We start from the raw sequence: 1174 nt of genomic DNA on the forward strand, positions 1-1174 counted from the left end.
AACACGGACAAACACCTGATTCTAATGGAAAAATTGACAGCTTAATTAATAATCGAAATCTAGAATAATACTCTTGTTTTATAGGGGCCAAAACATGAAATTACAATAACTCAAGTGGAAACGAATAGATTATATCAGAAAGGTAATTATATAGACTTGTCGGAGATTTTAAAAAAAGAGGCAAGTATAATCAATACTAGCAAAGCATTTCTCAACTTTTAATCCAAAAAATGTACTTCTGACTAGGGTTATTTTGGGTCTTATAATTCCAACAAAACATCTGGTAAGCTCAAGAAATTAACAAAGTTTCTCAAATAGGAAATGTGTTCTAACGTTTAGTATAACCGCAGTTACGGGAATAAATTTAATGTTTTTCTTATAAGCACCTACGGTAGCAATTACGCGTGGATTCGGACGCAGTCGAATCCGCCGTAATTGCGGTTATACAGTGTTGTGGTGCGTTTTTTTATTCAGTTTGCTTTTCCATTTCAGTTGGTGGCATATAAGGAACAACTTCCCAAAATGAAACATTTAATTCCAATTTAGTATTTAATTTATCGAAATTATGAGTTAAATCCGTCAAGAAATCTTCAATTCCGTTTACTTTTTCATTCCGATTAGATTCAATAATGACTAAATAACTTTCTGGAATTCTAGATTCGTTTGATGTCGGATAAGCAAAGTCAGTTGTTAAAATACGACTCAAGTCATCTGCCTTGATTTCTTTAGAAAAGTGGTCTTGAAATGCTTTTCCTTTTTCAAAAGAGACGTAGTGTTTTCCTTTAGGGTCAAATTTAATCGGTTCACAATGTTCAATTGGATATAAATTCCGAATTAGATTTTTTTGCTTAACAACTATATTTGCAATACTATCATTACAAGTTATCTCTCGAATTCTGTCAAGGAGAATTCCATAATTTTTAAATTGTGATAATTCAAGAGGTACATTTAAACTTGTATTTTCGCTTTTGAGAAATCCATAATTTTTTATTTCGGTTTCTTGCTTTCCACAACTTGCCAAAAGCAATACGATTATCAAATATTTGGCAAAGTTTAAATTCATTCCGAGAGTTTGTTTAAATGTTCGTAAAGGCACATAGTTTACACAAGTTAAAGATTAAGGTTTACACTAAATTAATTTCCAGCCTTGTTGCTTGTTCTTTATTTCTTAGAT

At 31.2% G+C, this 1174-nt stretch carries 1 protein-coding gene; it reads right to left on the reverse strand.

Features of this window, described 5'->3' with window-relative positions; all coding sequences use genetic code 11:
* Positions 1-466: 466 nt before the first annotated feature.
* Positions 467-1063 (reverse strand): hypothetical protein, encoded by a 597-nt coding sequence (locus BLT07_RS20635; protein WP_091874518.1) that lies wholly within the window; start codon positions 1061-1063, stop codon positions 467-469.
* Positions 1064-1174: the final 111 nt, after the last annotated feature.

The organism is Pricia antarctica (genome assembly GCF_900101815.1).
In the GTDB taxonomy this organism is placed as follows: Bacteria; Bacteroidota; Bacteroidia; order Flavobacteriales; family Flavobacteriaceae; genus Pricia; species Pricia antarctica.